Annotated in this window: 15 protein-coding genes; 1 reads left to right on the plus strand and 14 read right to left on the minus strand. The window is 66.8% G+C overall.

The features are described from left to right. Positions 1–42: 42 nt before the first annotated feature. The 7 genes from lpdA to purB all read right to left on the minus strand — a co-directional run bounded on the left by lpdA (position 43) and on the right by purB (position 10,263). Entirely contained in the window at positions 43–1,479 is a 1,437-nt protein-coding gene (lpdA, locus tag CSC70_RS07915) for a dihydrolipoyl dehydrogenase (protein WP_162456121.1), read from the minus strand. Positions 1,480–1,613: 134 nt separating this feature from the next. After that, the gene (gene sucB, locus CSC70_RS07920) at positions 1,614–2,807 is read right to left on the minus strand and encodes a dihydrolipoyllysine-residue succinyltransferase (protein WP_162456122.1); all 1,194 of its coding nucleotides are present in this window, start codon (positions 2,805–2,807) and stop codon (positions 1,614–1,616) included. 46 nt (positions 2,808–2,853) lie between these two features. Beyond that, positions 2,854–5,700 carry a 2-oxoglutarate dehydrogenase E1 component gene (locus CSC70_RS07925; protein ID WP_162456123.1) on the minus strand — a complete coding sequence of 949 codons (2,847 nt, stop codon included), beginning with the start codon at positions 5,698–5,700 and terminating at the stop codon, positions 2,854–2,856. Positions 5,701–5,866: 166 nt separating this feature from the next. Continuing rightward, complete coding sequence (locus CSC70_RS07930) at positions 5,867–6,778, minus strand: GNAT family N-acetyltransferase (RefSeq protein WP_162456124.1); 912 nt, start codon at positions 6,776–6,778, stop codon at positions 5,867–5,869. Further along, complete coding sequence (locus CSC70_RS07935; RefSeq protein WP_162456125.1) at positions 6,775–7,959, minus strand: cupin domain-containing protein; 1,185 nt, start codon at positions 7,957–7,959, stop codon at positions 6,775–6,777. The genes CSC70_RS07930 and CSC70_RS07935 overlap by 4 nt, the downstream gene beginning before the upstream one ends. Further along, complete coding sequence (gene bla, locus CSC70_RS07940; protein WP_162456126.1) at positions 7,956–8,873, minus strand: subclass B3 metallo-beta-lactamase; 918 nt, start codon at positions 8,871–8,873, stop codon at positions 7,956–7,958. Before bla ends, CSC70_RS07935 begins: the two co-directional genes overlap by 4 nt. Before the next feature lie 22 nt (positions 8,874–8,895). Then, positions 8,896–10,263 (minus strand): adenylosuccinate lyase, encoded by a 1,368-nt coding sequence (gene purB / locus CSC70_RS07945; RefSeq protein WP_162456127.1) that lies wholly within the window; start codon positions 10,261–10,263, stop codon positions 8,896–8,898. A gap of 139 nt (positions 10,264–10,402) precedes the next feature. Here purB and CSC70_RS07950 point away from each other — a divergent pair, with 139 nt between their 5' ends. Beyond that, a complete protein-coding gene (locus tag CSC70_RS07950; RefSeq protein WP_162456128.1) occupies positions 10,403–11,824 on the plus strand; it encodes a class II fumarate hydratase in 1,422 nt (473 codons plus the stop codon). 34 nt (positions 11,825–11,858) lie between these two features. Here CSC70_RS07950 and CSC70_RS07955 read toward each other — a convergent pair whose 3' ends face one another. From CSC70_RS07955 to CSC70_RS07985, 7 genes are all read right to left on the minus strand, one after another. Then, entirely contained in the window at positions 11,859–12,647 is a 789-nt protein-coding gene (locus CSC70_RS07955) for a YggN family protein (RefSeq protein ID WP_211369450.1), read from the minus strand. Between the two features lie 81 nt (positions 12,648–12,728). Then, positions 12,729–13,382 carry a hypothetical protein gene (locus tag CSC70_RS07960; RefSeq protein WP_162456129.1) on the minus strand — a complete coding sequence of 218 codons (654 nt, stop codon included), beginning with the start codon at positions 13,380–13,382 and terminating at the stop codon, positions 12,729–12,731. A gap of 68 nt (positions 13,383–13,450) precedes the next feature. Next, positions 13,451–14,263: a DUF4097 family beta strand repeat-containing protein gene (locus tag CSC70_RS07965; RefSeq protein ID WP_162456130.1), complete on the minus strand. Its 813-nt coding sequence runs from the start codon at positions 14,261–14,263 to the stop codon at positions 13,451–13,453. A 30-nt stretch (positions 14,264–14,293) separates the two neighbouring features. Beyond that, positions 14,294–15,280 (minus strand): ABC transporter permease, encoded by a 987-nt coding sequence (locus CSC70_RS07970; protein WP_162456131.1) that lies wholly within the window; start codon positions 15,278–15,280, stop codon positions 14,294–14,296. Continuing rightward, entirely contained in the window at positions 15,277–16,128 is an 852-nt protein-coding gene (locus CSC70_RS07975; RefSeq protein WP_425501546.1) for an ABC transporter ATP-binding protein, read from the minus strand. The genes CSC70_RS07970 and CSC70_RS07975 overlap by 4 nt, the downstream gene beginning before the upstream one ends. 29 nt (positions 16,129–16,157) lie before the next feature. Continuing rightward, positions 16,158–16,517, minus strand: coding sequence for a GntR family transcriptional regulator (locus CSC70_RS07980; protein ID WP_162456261.1), 360 nt, complete (start codon positions 16,515–16,517; stop codon positions 16,158–16,160). An 11-nt stretch (positions 16,518–16,528) separates the two neighbouring features. Then, entirely contained in the window at positions 16,529–16,777 is a 249-nt protein-coding gene (locus CSC70_RS07985) for a hypothetical protein (RefSeq protein ID WP_162456133.1), read from the minus strand. Between the last annotated feature and the right edge of the window lie 116 nt (positions 16,778–16,893).

Consider the following 16,893-nt stretch of genomic DNA (forward strand, 5'->3'; position numbering starts at 1 on the left):
GGAGCGACGGCATCGAGTTGATGCGCCGCCATGTGGTGGCGGTCAGTTTGCCTTGTGGATCGACCGCTTGTCCACCGCCATCGCGGCATCATGGATGGCTTCGGACAGGGTCGGGTGGGCGTGACAGATGCGCGCCAGATCGTCGGCCGAGCCCTTGAACTCCATCGCGATGACGCCTTCGTGGACCAGTTCGGATACACCGACACCGATCGCGTGCAGGCCCAGGATCAGGTCGGTTTCGGCATCGGCGATCACCTTGACGAAACCGGCTGGCTCGCCCATCGCCACCGCGCGGGCGATGGCGGCGAACGGGAAACTGCCGGTCTTGTAGGCCACGCCTTCGGCCTTGAGCTGCTGCTCGGTCTTGCCGACCCAGGCGATTTCCGGCTCGGTATAGATCACGTACGGAATGGTGTCGAAGTTGACGTGGCCGGGCAGACCGGCGATCAGCTCGGCCACGGCGATGCCTTCCTCGAAGCCCTTGTGCGCCAGCATCGGACCGCGCACGCAGTCGCCGATGGCCCATACACCGTCGACGCCGGTGTGGCAGTGCTCGTCGACCTCGACCTGACCGCGCTCGGTCAGCGTGACGCCGGTGCCTTCGGCCAGCAGCCCACGGGTGGCGGCGCGACGGCCGACGGCGACCAGCAGCTTGTCCACGGTCAGGGTCTTTTCGCCATCCTTGTCGGTATAGGTGATGACGACTTCCTTCTTCTTGCCCTTGCCGACGACTTCGGTCTTGCCGACCTTGGCGCCGAGCAGGATGTCGAGACCCTGCTTCTTGAACTCGCGCGCGGCCAACTTGGCCACTTCGGCATCGGCGGCAGGCAGGAAGTCGGGCAGGGCTTCGAGGATGGTGACTTCGGCGCCCAGGCGCTTCCACACGCTGCCCAGTTCCAGGCCGATCACGCCGGCGCCGATCACCGCCAGCCGCTTCGGCACCTCGGTGAAGTCCAGTGCGCCGATGTTGTCGATGATGTTCTCGCCATCGAATTTGGCGAACGGCAACTCGATGGAGTCGGAACCGGCGGCGATGATGACGTTGGTGCCGGTCAGTTCGACGTCGCCGCCTTCATGCTGGCTGACCTTGACCACGTTGCCCGGCTGCAACTGGGCAAAGCCGTAGTACGGGGTGATCTTGTTGGCCTTGAACAGCATGGCGATGCCGCCGGTGAACTGTTTGACGATCTTGTCCTTGCGGCCGACCATCGAACAGACGTCGATTTTCGCGTCCTTGAAGCTGATGCCGTGCTCGCCGAACAGGTGGCCCATGTTCCAATACTGGCGCGAGGAGTCCAGCAGTGCCTTCGAGGGCACGCAGCCGACCCGCAGGCAGGTTCCGCCGAGTGCGGGCTTGCCGTCCTTGCCCAGCGCGGCGTCGATGCAGGCGACCTTCATCCCCAGCTGGGCGGCGCGAATGGCGGCGTGGTAGCCGGCCGGGCCGGCACCGATGACGACGACGTCGAAGTTCTCGGACATGAGGCGGATATTCCTTGAAGCGGATCAGTGAATGGAGAGGGCTGGGAAGTGAGTGGCTGGAGGCGGTGGGAAACAAGTGCAAGCGGTGCTTTTCACTCGTTGCTCACTCCTCTTCACTTTCACTCACTCCTGCCTCACAGGTCGAACAGCATCCGGTTGGGGTTTTCCAGCTGGTTCTTGATGTCGACCAGGAACAGCACCGCGTCCTTGCCGTCGATGATGCGGTGGTCGTAGCTCAGCGCGATGTACATCATCGGCGCGACGACGACCTGGCCGTTCTCGACCACCGCACGTTCCTTGATGGCGTGCATGCCGAGGATGGCGCTCTGCGGCGGGTTGACGATCGGGGTGGAGAACAGCGAGCCGAAGGTGCCGCCGTTGGTGATCGTGAAGGTGCCGCCTTGCAGGTCTTCCAGTCCCAGCTTGCCGTCACGCGCCTTGACGGCGTAATCGCCGATGCCCTTCTCGATGTCGGCAAACGACATCCGCTCGACGTTGCGCAGCACCGGCGTCACCAGACCCTTGTCGGTGGACACGGCGATCGAGATGTCGGCATAGCCGTGGTAGATGATGTCGTCGCCGTCGACCGAGGCGTTGACGACCGGATAACGCTGCAGCGCATTGGCGGCGGCTTTGGCGAAGAAGCTCATGAAGCCCAGCTTGACCCCATGGGCCTTCTGGAAGTCTTCCTGCAGTGCCTTGCGCGCGGCCGATACCTTGGCCAGGTTGACCTCGTTGAACGAGGTCAGCATGGCGATGGATTCCTTCGACTGCATCAGGCGCTCGGCGATGCGCTTGCGGATGCGGGTCATCGGCACGCGCTCTTCCGGACGCGCGCCACCGGAGACGCCGGCGGTCTTGCCGCTGGCGTAGTTGACCAGATCGGCCTTGGTCACCGCGCCGTGACGGCCGGTGCCTTCCACCTGCGCCGGGTCGATGCCCTGGCTGACCGCGGTGAAGCGCGCGCCCGGCGGCAGCGCGTCGGCGCCGGAAGCAGCAGCGGGCGTCGCGGCAGGCTTGGCGGCCGCCTTGGGTGCTTCCTGCGCCGGCTTGGGCGCTTCGGCAGCCGCGGCCGGGGCGGCGGCGACCGCGCCTTCCTCGATCACCGCCAGCAACTGCTGGCTGGTTACGGTGTCGCCTTCCTGGAACTTGATTTCCTTCAGCACGCCATCGACCGGCGAGGGTACTTCCAGCACGACCTTGTCGGTCTCCAGGTCCATCAGGTTCTCGTCGCGCTTGACCGAATCGCCCACTTTCTTGTGCCAAGCGGCAATGGTGGCGTCGGAGACGGATTCGGGAAGGACTGGAACTTTGACTTCGATGGCCATTGGGGCGTCCTGGAGTGGGTTCGTGGTTGGCGAAAGGGAGAAAGGGTTATTCGGCGACGATCTGTTCGCCGAGCTTGTTCACCAGCGCATCGGCGACCAGTTTCATCTGCTCCTGCACATGCTCGGCGAAGTGTCCGGCGGCCGGCGACGGCGAACGCAGGCGGCCCGCATAGTGCAGGGTCTGGGCTTTGTTGCCGGCCATGCACGCTTGCAGGTGGTGCTTGATCTGGTACCAGGCGCCCTGGTTCTGCGGTTCTTCCTGGCACCAGATCACGTCGGTCGCCTTGGTGAAGCGGGCCAGTTCGGCCTGCAGCGCCTCGCGCGGGAACGGGTACAGCTGTTCCACGCGCATCAGGGCCACGTTGTCCAGGCCGCGCTTGTGCGCGTCTTCCAGCAGGTCGTAATAGACCTTGCCGGAACACAGCACCACGCGCTTGACCTTTTTCGGGTCGGCCGAGGCGTCGGGGATCAGCGTCTGGAACTCGCCGTTGGCCAGTTCGTCCAGGGTGGACACGGCCAGCTTGTGCCGCAGCAGCGACTTCGGCGTCATCACCACCAGCGGCTTGCGCGTGGTCATGCGCATCTGCCGGCGGATCATGTGATAGGCCTGCGCCGGCGTGGTCGGCACGCAGACCAGCATGTTCTCCAGCGCGCACAGTTGCAGGAAGCGTTCCAGACGCGCCGAGCTGTGCTCGGGGCCCTGGCCTTCGTAACCGTGCGGCAGGAACAGGGAGATGCCGCTGATGCGTTCCCACTTGGCCTCGCCGGCGGCGATGAACTGGTCGATCACCACCTGCGCGCCGTTGGCGAAGTCGCCGAACTGCGCTTCCCAGATGTCCAGGGTGTTGGGGTCGGCGGTGGAGTAGCCGTACTCGAAGGCCATCACCGCCTCCTCGCTGAGCAGCGAGTCGATGATGGTTGCGTCCTCGGGCACGTCGACCAGCTGGCGCAGCGGCAGGTAGTAGCTGTCGGTCTTCTGGTCGTGGAGGATGGCGTGGCGGTGGAAGAAGGTGCCGCGGCCCGCGTCCTGGCCGACCAGACGCAGGCGATGGCCTTCGGAGAGCAGGGTGGCGTAGGCCAGGTTCTCGGCGAAGCCCCAGTCGCCCGGCAGTTCGCCGGCGCTCATCTTCATCCGGTCGTCGTAGATCTTGGCCACCCGCGGATGCAGGCTGACTCCGGCCGGGATGGTGTTGATGATCTTGGCCAGCTGCTTGAGCTTGGTCGGCTTGAAGCGCGTGTCGACCGGGTCGGTCAGCTTGCCCGACAGGTATTTCGACCAGTCGATGTTCAGCTCGTAGTCTTCCGGCTTGGCGGTAGCCAGTTCGGTGGTGACCTCGCCGGCATCCAGCTTGCGCCGGTATTCGTCGACCATGACCTGGCCTTCGCCGGCGGGCAGGGTGCCTTCGGCTTCCAGCCGCGCGGCGTACAGCTCGCGGGTGGTCTTGTGCTTGCGGATCACCTGGTACATCACCGGCTGGGTCGCCGCCGGCTCGTCGGCCTCGTTGTGGCCGTGGCGGCGGTAGCAGACCAGGTCGATGACCACGTCCTTCTTGAAGGTCTGGCGGAATTCGTAGGCCAGGTTGGCGCAGAACACCACCGCCTCGGGGTCGTCGCCGTTGACGTGCAGGATCGGCGCACTGACCATCTTGGCCACGTCGGTGCAGTACAGGGTGGAGCGGGCGTCGTCGCGGGCGCTGGTGGTGAAGCCGATCTGGTTGTTGATGACGATGTGCACGGTGCCGCCGACGGCGAAACCGCGCGCCTGCGACATCTGCAGCAGTTCCATGTTGACGCCCTGGCCGGCGAAGGCGGCGTCGCCGTGGATCAGCACCGGCAGCACCTGCTGGCGTTCGACGTCGCCGCGGCGTTCCTGGCGCGAGCGCACGCTACCGGCGACCACCGGGTTGACGATTTCCAGATGCGAGGGATTGAACGCCAGCGCCAGGTGCACGGCGGTGCCTTCGGTGGCAAGGTCGGCCGAGAAGCCCATGTGGTACTTCACGTCGCCGGTATGGGCACGGTCGTCCTCGGCGTGGTCGAACTTGCCTTCGAATTCGTCGAACAGCTTGCGCGGGTTCTTGCCCAGCGTGTTGACCAGCACGTTGAGGCGGCCGCGATGGGCCATGCCGGCGACGATGTCCTTGATGTGGTCGCGCCCGGCGCGGCGCACCAGCACGTCCATCAGCGGGATCAGCGAATCGCCGCCTTCCAGCGAGAAGCGCTTCTGGCCGACGTACTTGGTGTGCAGGTAGCGCTCCAGGCCCTCGGCAGCGGTGATCCGCTCCAGGGTGCGGCGCTTGGCCGCCGCGTCCAGCCCGTAGTTGCCGCCGGCCAGTTCCAGCCGCTGGTACAGCCAGTGGCGCTGCTCGACCTCGGGGATGTGCATGAACTCGGCGCCGATCGGCCCGGTGTAGGTCGCCTTCAGCAGGGCCAGCAGTTCGCGCAGCTTCATCGCCGGCTTGCCGGCCACGCCGCCGGTGCTGAACTCGCGGTCGAGGTCGGCGTCGGACAGGCTGTGGAAGGACAGGTCCAGGTCGGGCGGGTTGACCGGCGGGGTCAGGTTCAGCGGGTCGAGGTTGGCGCCGAGGTGGCCGCGCGAACGGTAGGCGGTGATCAGCCGGCCGACATTGCGGCCATGTTCGTCACTGCCGACCGGCGCGCTGGCGTAGCCGTTGTTGGCGGCGTGACGGGCGGCCTCGGCCACCTGGGCGATGATCGCCGAATGCGGCACATCGCCGGCCTCGCGGCCCTTGAACGCGTCGAAATAGGTCTTCCACCTGGGGTCTACGCTGTCGGGGGAAACCAGGTACTGCTCGTAGAGGTCCTCGACATAGGAGGCGCTGCCTCCGTTGAGCTGCGAAGACTGCGCAAACTGCTTGAGTAGATTGTCCACGGTGGCGTGATGGCGTCGGTGGGGGTGCCAAATGGCTGATGCGGAAGGAGTTTGTGCAAATTCCGCGCGGGAGGCATGGAGCCGTTGCAAAGCGGGGAAATTATACCTGCATGCGGACGGCGGGGTGCACCCCATTAAGACCAAAGCGGTACCCGGGACGCTGTGTTCACAATCCCAGCGCGCGCAATTCGCTGCACGGACGCGAACGCTCCCAGACCTGGATGAAGCTGTCGCGCAACTGGCGCGCACGGCCCGGATTGTCCAGTTCCGCCTCGCCGTCGTAGTGATGGCCGAGCGGGCGGAAGTAGTAACCGCCGGCGTCGTTGGCCAGATACGCGGAGGCATAGGGCAGGTCGACCGGATCCTGCACTTCGCGGAAGGCGAATACACTGGGCAGGCGCTGGGCCAGCGGCAGCAGCGGCGTCAGTGCCCGCTGCGGGGAGGCGGCATCCTGCAGCAGGATCTGCACTTGTGCGCCGTCCGAGCTGGTGGCGAAGCGGCGCAGCGCCTCCAGCACGGCCGGGGCGTCGAGCAGGCCGGGGTCGAGTTCGCGGCTGTAGATGACCAGCCCGCGTCGGGCCTGTCCGACGATGGCCGCGGTAATGGCGATGGCCGCGTCGCGGCGCGAGATCGCGGTGGCCCCGCGTAGGGCCCTGCGCATGCCCTGGTGCTCGATGCCGGCCTCGATGAAGCGCTCGCCCTCGGGCACGAAGCCGTGGCACGCGTAGAAGGCTTCGGCGCTGACCTGGGCGTGCAGGCTGACCTCGGTCCAGCCGGCATCGCGGGCCTGTTGCAGCAGGGCCAGCAGCAGGGCTTCGCCGACCCCGCGGCCGCGCCATTCGGTCAGCACGGCCATGCGCCCGATCCTGTGTTCCGGGGTCAGCCGGCCGGTGCCGATCGGCCGGCCGGCGTCGTCGTAGGCGACGACATGGTGGCTGAGCGGGTCCAACGCGTCCCACTCCAGTTCCAGCGGCACTTGCTGTTCCTGCACAAACACCGTTTCCCGCACCCGGCGCAGGTCGTCCAGGCGCGTGGCGTAGTCGACGGTCTCGATCCGGAACGGCGCGGTCGCGTTCATCCGACCGGCTCCCCGTCCGGGCCGAGCAACTGGTAGTGGCCGGCCGCCAGCAGTTCGATTAGTGCGTGGCGTCCCGGTTCGCCCAGCGCGGCATAGCCGGCCGCATCGATGCGCTCGGTTGCGGCCAGCCGGCGCGCATCGGCGACCGCTAGCGGAAACTGCAGGCCGCTGCAGAACAGGGTGGCGCCGCGGCGGGCGCGACGCCAGGCCGGCCGGGCGAACGGGTGCCGCTGCAGGGTTACGCCTTGCTGCAGCAGGAACTCGGTTTCCGCGCGGGCGGGCGCCGCCGCGGGTGCGACAATCTCGCCGGCCGCCCGGTAGGTGGTGATGAAGCGGCCGAACCAGTCGCCCAACTGGTCCGGATCGTTCATCCGCAGCGCGTTCAGCGCCTCGACCACGCGGCCCATGGCGGCGGCATCGATCTCCCAGCCGTCGCGTGGCGGCTGCAAGTCGCCGTCGTGGTAGCGGATGCGGTCGTCGGCATCGGCGATCACGGTGTCCAGCCAGTCGCCGATCAGCTCGGCCGCGGACGGCGCGCGCATGCCCAGCGAGAAGGTCAGGCAGGGATTCACCGCGACTCCGTGGTGCGGCACGTTCGGCGGCAGGTACAGCATGTCACCCGGATCCAGCACCCAGTCGTGGGTTGGGGTGAATTCGCGCAGCAGCTTGATTTCTGCGTCGTCGCGGAAGTCGAGCGGCGGATTGGGGCCGGCATCGATCATCCAGCGGCGCTGGCCCTGCGCCTGCAGCAGGAACACGTCGTACTGGTCGACGTGGGCGCCGACCGAACCGCCGGTGGCGGCGAAGCTGATCATGATGTCGTCGATCCGCCAGCGTGGCAGGAACGGGAAGTGCTCGATCAGCGCGGCGACGTCGGCGTCCCACTTGTCCACGTCCTGCACCAGCAGGGTCCAGTCGTGGTCGGGCATGCCGGGGAATTCTTCTTCGGCGAACGGCCCGGTACGCAGGGTCCAGCGGTCGCGCGCTCGGTCGTGGCTGACGATCCGCGACAGTGCGGCTTCCTCGCAGGCCAGGCCGGCCAGGTCTTCCGGTTGCAGCGGGGTGACGAAGCCGGGGAAGGCATTGCGGATCAGCAGCGGCTTCTTCTGCCAGTAGTCGCGCAGGAAGTCGGCGGGCTTCATCCCCAGCGGCAGGTGCTTGCGGGCGTCGATCTCGATCATGGGGTGTCCTGGTGTTGCGCTTCGTCGGCCAACCGCCGTTGCAATCCGTCGCGGCCGCGTTCGGCATAACGACGGCAGGCGCCGGGGTCGACCAGTTCGGCGTGTCCATCCATCCGCGCGAACAGGTTGCTGGCCAGCGGATGCGGGGTGATCAGCACGTCGCAGGGCAGGGTGGCCAGTGCCTCGATGCCGCGCCGGAACGCGTCCAGGTAGCCCGGATGCGCGTCATCGTCGCCATAGCGGTATTCGTCGTCGGAAATCGCGGTCAGGCTGTCGGCGTAGACCATGTCCAGGCAACGTTCGCCCTCGCAGCTGCGCCAGCTCCAGCTGGTGCCGCCGGGCGCGTGGCCGGGGGTGGCGTGCGCGGTCAGCGCCAGTTCGCCGATGCGGACGGTCTCGCCGTCGGCCAGCGGCACGATCCGGGCCACCGGCGGGAACGACGCCAGTGCCCGCATCTGCGGGTCGTCGCGACTGCTGCGGCCACTGCCCAGGGTGGTGATGCCGGGCATGCGCGCCAGCAGCGGCGCGCCGGTGACGGCCTGCAGGTAGGCCAGGCCGGCCACGTGGTCGTGGTGCTCGTGCGAGTCCAGCAGGTATTTCACGTCCTTCGGGTCGAAGCCGAGGGCGCGGATGTTGGCTTCGATCAGCGGGCCCGCCGCCTCGGTCGCGCCGTCGATCAGCACGTGGCCCTGCGGCGAAGTGGCCAGGATCGAGGCCAGTCCGCAGGTGCCGACGTACCAGGTGTTGCCGAAGATCCGTTGCGGCGGCGCACGGTCGTTCCAGCCGTCCATCGCCGAGGCATTGCTCGGGCAGGGTGGAATAGTCCCGATCGGTGCGTCGCGTGTCGCGCCGGGCTTGCCGCAGGCGGCCAGGGCGGCGATGACGAGCGAGGCGATGGCGGGACGCAGTGACATGGGCGGGTTGGCTGGCGAGGGTTCAGATGTCCCGCGCCAGCGTTTCGGCTAGGCCGGTATAGCCGGCCGGGGTCATCTCCAGCAGGCGCTGCTTCGCCTCCGGCGGCAGTTCCAGCGTCGCGATGAAGGCGCGCATCGATTCGGCGGTGATGCCCTGGCCGCGGGTCAGCGCCTTCAGCTGTTCGTAGGGGTTCGGCAGGCCGTGGCGACGCATCACCGTCTGCACCGCTTCGGCCAGCACCTCCCAGGCGGCGTCCAGGTCGGCGTCGATCCGCTGTGGATTGACTTCCAGCTTGCCCAGGCCCTTGGTCAGCGAGTCCAGCGCGACCAGGGTGTGGCCGAAGGCGGTACCGAGCGCGCGCAGCACGGTGGAGTCGGTCAGGTCGCGCTGCCAGCGGCTGATCGGCAGCTTGGCGCTGAAATGCTCGAACAGCGCATTGGCGACGCCGAAGTTGCCTTCCGCGTTCTCGAAGTCGATCGGGTTGACCTTGTGCGGCATGGTCGAGCTGCCGACCTCGCCTTCCTTCAGTTTCTGCCTGAAGTAGCCCAGCGAGATGTAGCCCCAGACGTCGCGTGCCAGATCGATCAATACGGTGTTGGCGCGACGCGCGGCATCGCCGATTTCGGCGACGTTGTCGTGCGGCTCGATCTGGGTGGTGTACGGGTTGAACGTCAGGCCCAGGCCTTCGACGAAACGCCGCGCGAACGCGGGCCAGTCGACGTCGGGATAGCTGGCGAGATGGGCGTTGTAGTTGCCGACCGCGCCGTTGATCTTGCCGCTCAGCTCGACCGCTGCGATCTGCGCGCGCTGGCGCTGCAGGCGGGCGACCACGTTGGCCAGTTCCTTGCCCAGCGTGGTCGGCGAGGCGGTCTGGCCGTGGGTGCGCGACAGCATCGGCTGCGCGGCCTGCGCATGGGCCAGGGTGCGCAGGGTCGCAGTCACGCCGTCCAGCGCCGGCAACAGCACCTCGCGCCGGGCCTGTTCCAGCATCAGGCCATAGGACAGGTTGTTGATGTCCTCGCTGGTGCAGGCGAAGTGGACGAATTCCAGTGCCGGACCCAGTTCCGCATCGTCCTTCAGCCGTTCCTTGATGAAGTACTCGACCGCTTTGACGTCGTGGTTGGTGGTGCGCTCGATGTCCTTGACGCGAGCGGCGTCCTGCACCGAGAAACCGTCGGCCAGTGCGCGCAGCCGGGTTTCGGCGGCGGCGGAGAAGGGCGCCAGTTCGACGATGCCCGGTTCGGTGGACAGCGCCAGCAGCCATTCGATTTCCACCTTCACCCGTGCACGGATCAGCCCGTACTCGGAGAAGATCGGGCGCAGCGCGTCGACCTTGGCGGCGTAGCGGCCATCGAGCGGGGACAGGGCGAGCAGGGCGGATTCGGACATGGGCGGCGGACCCGGCGGCAGGGAGCTTCGCAGTTTACCGCGACGCCGGCGTCGGGTGTCCGGCGTATCCTGTCGTCGGAGCCAGCCGCCGCGCACATACGCCGGTGCGCAAGCCGACCCATCCATTCCGGAGACGGCGATGAGCAGCAGCAAGAACACGCGAGCGGCCGCAGGCGGCGTTCGCATCGAACACGACAGCATGGGCGAACTGCAGGTGCCCGCCGAGGCGCTGTGGGGTGCGCAGACCCAGCGCGCGGTACAGAACTTCCCGATTTCCGGCCGGCCGATGCCGCGTGGCTTCATCCGTGCGCTGGGCTTGGTCAAGGCGGCCGCGGCCGAGGTCAATGCCGGACTGGGGCTGCTGCCCAAGGGCGTGTCGCGGGCGGTGCGCGCTGCGGCGCTGGAGGTGGCCGCAGGCGAGCACGACGCGCATTTCCCGATCGATATCTACCAGACCGGGTCCGGGACTTCATCCAACATGAATGCCAACGAGGTCATTGCCACGTTGAGCAACCGCAGTGGCAAGGCCGGCAAGGCCCGCGTGCATCCCAACGACCACGTCAATCTGGGCCAGAGCTCCAATGATGTGGTGCCGACGGCGATTCGGGTTTCGACGCAGTTGGCGGTGGTCGAAGACCTGCTGCCGGCGCTGAAGTACCTGCGCCGGACTATCGATCGCCGCGGCCGTTCGCTGGGCCGGGTGGTCAAGACCGGGCGTACCCATTTGATGGACGCGATGCCACTGACCTTCGCCCAGGAGTTCTCGGCCTGGTCGGCGCAATTGAAGTCCGCCGAAGAACGCCTCGCCGACAGCCTGAAGCGCCTGCGCCGGTTGCCGCTGGGCGGGACCGCCATCGGCACCGGCATCAATGCAGACCCGCGTTTCGGCGCGCGGGTGGCACGCGAGCTGTCGCGGCTGACGAAGACAAAGTTCGACAGCGCGGGCAACAAGTTCGAAGGCCTGGCCGCGCAGGACGACGCGGTGGAGTTGTCAGGCCAGCTCAATGCGCTGGCGGTGGCGCTGATCAAGATCGCCAACGACTTGCGCTGGATGAATTCCGGTCCGCTGGCGGGACTGGGCGAGATCGAATTGCCGGCGCTGCAGCCGGGCAGCTCGATCATGCCCGGCAAGGTCAACCCGGTGATCCCGGAGGCCGTGGTGATGGTCTGCGCCCAGGTCATCGGCCACCACACTGCGGTGACGGTGGCCGGACAGACCGGCAATTTCCAGTTGAACGTGACCCTGCCGCTGATCGCCGCCAACCTGCTGGAATCGATCCAGTTGCTGGCCAATGTCTCGCGGTTGCTGGCCGACGACGCCATCGCCGGACTGAAGGTGCGGCACGAGCGGGTCAGGGAAGCACTGGAGCGCAATCCGATCCTGGTCACCGCGCTGAACCCGGTGATCGGCTACGAGCAGGGCGCCGCCATCGCCAAGCAGGCCTACCGCGAAGGGCGGCCGGTGCTGGAGGTGGCGATGGAAGTCACCGGGATGGACGCGAAGACATTGAAGCCGTTGCTGGACCCGGCCGCGCTGGCCAGAGGCGGTATCCACGGCTGAGTCGGTCGCCGCCGCATGACGCAGCGGAAGCGTGTCAGTTGCCCGCGGGTGCCTTATCGTCGAGCGCTTCGGTGGCGGCTTCCGTACCGGCCTGCACGCCTTCGCGCACGCCGCTCTGGATCGCTTCTCGGATGTCCTGCTGAAGCTTGGCGCGCTCTTCATCGCTCATCGACGCGTCCGAGTCGTGGATATCGGCCTTGCAGTCGCTGATATCGTCCATCTCCATCGTGGCGTAGGGGACGAAGGCGGGCAGGGCAGCAGCCAGCGCCTGCTGCGAGTCGTACAGCGCCGGCAGCGTGTCGCACAGCACTTCGGCTTCGACTTTGAGTTTCTCGGCCTCGGCCTCGATCTTTTTCTCGATCTCGTCGGTCTTGCCGCTGAATACGCCCTTCAGCGCCAAACCGGCCGCCTTCACGCCGAGGTCGGCGCCCTTGGCGCCTAGGTCCATGCCGGTGGCGGCGACGGCGATCAGGTTCTTGCGGTAGTCCAGCAGCAGCGCGCGCTGGGTGTCGTCGATCGGTACCGCCTGGCCGTCGATCAGCAGATCGCCGTCCGGGGTGATCTGGCCGATCGGTCGCGAGGGGTCGTCGTTGTTGCCGAACTTGACGCCGTTGATATGGAGATTGTTGCCGCCGAGGACAAGATTCTGGGTCTCGAGTTCGGTCTTGGCCTTGTCCAGAGCCTTCTTCACCGTGGCGCCGATCGCGGTCATGCCGTCATCGGCCTTTGCGGCCGTCTGCGCGGGGTCGGGCGATTTGCCGCCGCAGGCAGACAGCCACAGCATCGCGAGCAAGCCGGTCGAAATCAGTCGGGTCGGGGTCATGGGACGAATCTCCGGACGGGAGTGGCGGGGCGGAATGGACGAATGCGGTGTCGGTTGCGAAAGGCTGTCGGAGCGGCTCGATCAGCGCAGGGCCAGCTCGTCGCGGACTTCCTTTTCACAATCGACGGCGTCATCCGGTTCCAGTGTGGCGTAGGGTTCGAATTGCGGCAGGCTGGCGGACAGTCGCTGCTGCGAATCGTATACCTTCGGCAGCTGTCGGCAGATATCGCGCACCATCGGCTCGATTTCCTGCTTGACCGTACGCTCGATCTTGCGCTCCAGGCTGCCGGTCAGACCACCAAAGATCAGGCTGAACAGCGACACGTCGGTGGCTTCCAGCGCGGCGTAGGCCACGCGCTCGCCGGCGTCGATGCCGGACTTGGCGATGTCGATCACCAGTCCGCGGTAGGTCAGCAACTGCCGGCGTTGTGAGGCGGTGATGGCGACGGCCTTGCCGTCGAGCAGGAAATCGCCTTCCGGGGTGATTTCGGCGGTGGGCAGGTCCACGTCCGGGTCGTGGGCGGCATCGTGGCGGCCGAAATGCAGGCCGTTGCCGACATCCAGGTTTTCCGTATCGAGTTCGCGTTTGGCGTTGGCGAGCTCTTCGCGGACTTCCTTGCGCGCATCGGCCATCTCCTGGCGGATCTCGGCGCGGATGCCGGACGGGGTTTCCTGGGCCTGAGCCGTCAGCGGCAACAGGGCGGCAAGGGCGAAGGCGAGGTGCTTGCGATTCATGGATTCACTCCGGAATGGCGGTATTGATCGCGCCGGTGGCGCGGATGGGTACGGGTTTGCGAGAGGAATCAGCGACGTGGCAGGTTGATCGGTCCGGTGACATCGTGCAGGCCGACGTCGCCGCTGCCGATCGAATCGACCGTGACGCCGCCGCGGGAGCCGCTGACGTCCAGGTCGCCGGACCCGATCGAGCGAACATGGACAAGCCCGTCGGCGCCGGAGACCTCCGCATCGCCCGAGCCGATCGAACCGATGTCCACGCTGCCGGCCACCTGTTGCAGGGTCAGGTCGCCGGAACCGATGCTGCCGACTTCGACATTCCCGCGCAGGCTTTTGGCCTCCAGATCGCCGGAACCGATCGACAGCACGTGCAGCGGGCCGACGTCGTCAAGCTCCAGGTCGCCGGAACCGATCTTGGCGGTGACCAGGCCGCGGATGCGGCTGGCCTGCACGTCGCCGGAACCCAGGTCCACGCTCAGCGAGGCCGGGCCACTGACCGAGGCATCGCCGGAGCCGACCTGCAACTGCACCATCAGTTCGCGCGGAACCCCCGCCTGCAGTTGCAGGTAGGCGTAGTTGTTGCGCAGGAACACCCCCGAGGACTTGCCTTCGCGGTGCGCGCTGACGATCAGCTTGTCGCCTTGTCTGCGCTGTTCGACTACCAGTTGATCCAGATACGCCGGATCGGAGGCGTAGGCGCGGCCGCCGACGCGGTTGCCGCCATCGGCCACCAGCTTCAGCTCATGGTTGGCGATTTCGAAGCGGACGGTCTTCACCCCGTCCAGGTCGAGGCGCAGGTCCAGCGGCCGCGAGTGCTGGCACTCGTCGGCCAGCGCGACGCCGGGAAGCAGCAGCAGGGACAGCAGGATCGAACGATGCATGATGAGGTCTCCGGTGAGGCGAAGGCGGGTTCAGCCTTCGTCGCGCCAGCGGCGCAGGTAGATGGCGGCGACGATCAGGGCGATGCCCACGGCCGCGCCGATCCAGATGTCGGCATGGGCGAACACCTCCCAGCTGCGGGTCAGGTCGACCGCCTTGGCCAGTTCGTCCGGGGTGTTGATCTCCACGCTCGGATTCAGCGTGCCGTTGGACAGGGTCGGAACCCAGGTGCCCGGCGCCACGCTCAGCAGGCCGCGATAGGCCACCACGTACCAGATGGTGTCGTGCGGGATGCGCACATTCGGCAGGATGCCCATCATGCTGACGGTGACGCAGCCCAGCAGCGGCACCAGCACTGCCCACAGGAACGGCTTGCTGCGTGCCCAGGCCGAACAGAACATCAGCCAGCCGACGGTCGGCAGCGCCCACAGCACGTAGACCGGCAGGCAGGCCAGCGCGCCGCCGACGATCCGCAACGGGTGCGAGTGGGTGAATACCGCCGTACTCGCGGGCAAACCATTGACGGTCAGGGTCAGCGCGGTCACCACCCACAGCGCCAGGCCGATCAGGATGCCGATGCCGATGGCGATCACCGGCGCCAGCAGCAGCGCCCAGGCCGCCTTGGACAGCACCATGTCGCGGTCGGACAGCGGCAGCGACTTCCAGAACAGGATGCTGCGGTCGCGGCGGTCGTCGTACAGGCTGCCCAGCGCGTAGAAGAACACCACGAAGGCCAGTACCGCGCAGGCCAGCATCACCCCGGCGAGCAGCACGCCATCGCCGAAGCCGCCGATCGCCAGGTTGATCTTGTCCGGCGCATCGTCGATGACGAAGCCGCTGTCGCCGGCGGCGCGGCGGCCGGCGATGCTGCCGATGATCGCCAGCAAAGTGAACAGGGCGGTGATGATGATGCCGGTGATGGCCGGGGCCCACAGGAAGCCGCCGCGGTTCTCCCAGAACTCGCGCTTCAGCAGCCATTTCATCGTTTGCGTCTTGTGCGGAGTGGTGACGGCGTTCATGCGTAGGTTCCTTTCATGATGGCCACGAACAGGTCGGCCAGGCCGGGGGCGCGGGTTTCGCCGAGCGCGGCGAGGCGTTCGCGCGGCACGCCGTCGAACAGCAGCACGGTCTTGCCGAACGGCAGGGCGCGCTCGTCGATCGGCTGCAGGCTGCGCGCCTCGGCGACGGTGTCGGGCGAGACCAGCACTTCGGTGTAGCGGTCGGCGACTTCGTCCATCTGCGCGGTCAGGGCGATCTTGCCGTCGCGGATGAACATCACGTCGGTGAGGATGTGCTCGATCTCCTCGACCTGGTGGGTGGTGACCAGGATGGTCTTGTTCTCGTCGAAGTAGTCCTCCAGCAGGCGCTGGTAGAACTGCTTGCGGTACAGGATGTCCAGGCCCAGGGTCGGTTCGTCCAGCACCAGCAGACGCGCGTCGATGGCCATCACCAGCGCCAGGTGCAGCTGCACGATCATGCCCTTGGACATCTCGCGCACGCGCAGGTTGGGGCCCAGCTGGGTGCCGGCGAGGAAGCGTTCGCACTTGGCGCGGTCGAAACGCGGGTGCACGCCCTCGACGAAGTCGATCGCCTCCTTGACCCGCATCCAGCGCGGCAGCACGGCGACATCGGCGATGAAGCAGACCTGCTCCATCAACTCGTCGCGCTGGCTGCGCGGGTCCAGGCCCAGCACCTTCAGCTCGCCTTCGAACGGGATCAGGCCGAGGATGGCTTTCAGCGCGGTGGTCTTGCCGGCGCCGTTGGGGCCGATCAGGCCGACGATGCGGCCGCTGTCGATGCCGAAGGCGGTATCGTCCAGCGCCAGCTTGTTCTTGTAGTGCTTGCGCAGGCCGCGGGCGGAAACCACCTGCGCGGCGTCTTGATTGGTGACGGCGTTCACTTGTCGTTCCCCTTGATCAGGTCTTCTGCGGAAAGGCCGAGGCGCTGGATGCGTTCGGCCACGGCGGGCCATTCTTCGGTCAGGAAGCGCTCGCGCTCGTTGGCCAGCAGCTTCTTCGAGGCTTCTTCGGTGACGAACATGCCCAAGCCGCGGCGCTTCTCGACCAGGGCCTCGTCGGCCAGTTCCTGGTAGGCGCGCGATACGGTGATCGGGTTGAGCTGGTATTCGGCGGCCACCTGGCGGACCGAAGGCAGGGCGTCGCCCGGCTTCAGCAGACCGTCCAGCATCATCGCGATCACGCGATCCTTCAGCTGGCGGTAGATCGGAGCGCCATCGCTCCACTGGATGGAAGTCAGGGTCATCATGGTCAACCCCTGGGGCGCAGCGACTGCGCGAACGAGAAGTACGGCATGGCCAGCGAGCCGCGACGGTGGCGGCGCGGACGGGCGTCCTTCGGTGCCGGTTCGCCGGCGTCGGCATCCGGAAACTGTATGCCGGACGTCGAGGACCGCGCTTCGACATTCGATCCGTCGATAGCGGCTACCATGCCCAGAACGGTCAGCGCGATGGCCGCGCCGAAGACCGGTAGCCGGTGGAGATATCCTGACTTCTTCATTGGGCTCCCCCCTGAGGGTGAGTGGTGTTGTATTCAACTATAACACCAGAACACATGAAGTCAACACGTCGATGACGGATTCGTGACCCAACTGAAGACATAGATGATCCGGGCCA

The organism is Pseudoxanthomonas kalamensis DSM 18571 (assembly GCF_010211745.1).
GTDB classification, from domain to species: Bacteria; Pseudomonadota; Gammaproteobacteria; order Xanthomonadales; family Xanthomonadaceae; genus Pseudoxanthomonas_A; species Pseudoxanthomonas_A kalamensis.